A 368-nucleotide genomic window follows, 5' to 3' on the forward strand; every position below is an offset into this window, starting at 1 on the left:
CGGTGAGGTTCTCGCCAATTACATCAAGTCCTACGAACAGCAGGCCTTTTTCGCGAAGGGTTGGGCCGACTTGAGCGGCGATCCAGCGGTCCTTGTCCGACAGCGGCCGCGCCTCGCCACGACCACCGGCCGCCAGGTTGCCACGGGTCTCGCCGGCCGCCGGAATACGCGCCAGGCAATAATCCACCGGCTCGCCGTCGATCATCAGGATGCGTTTGTCGCCGTCCTTGATTGCCGGCAGGTAAGCCTGGCCCATGATCTGCTGGGTGCCCAGGGCGGTCAGGGTTTCCAGGATCACCGACAGGTTGGGGTCGCCGGTGCGATGACGGAAGATCGAGGTGCCGCCCATGCCGTCCAGCGGCTTGAGG

The 368-nt window shown here is 65.2% G+C and carries 1 protein-coding gene; it reads right to left on the reverse strand.

Annotated elements, in window-relative coordinates:
• Positions 1–368 (reverse strand): ATP-grasp domain-containing protein (locus tag AC0L20_RS40185; protein ID WP_473295698.1); only part of this gene is annotated, 368 nt, incomplete at both ends.

It is taken from the genome of Bradyrhizobium sp. Kon58 (assembly GCF_055807455.1).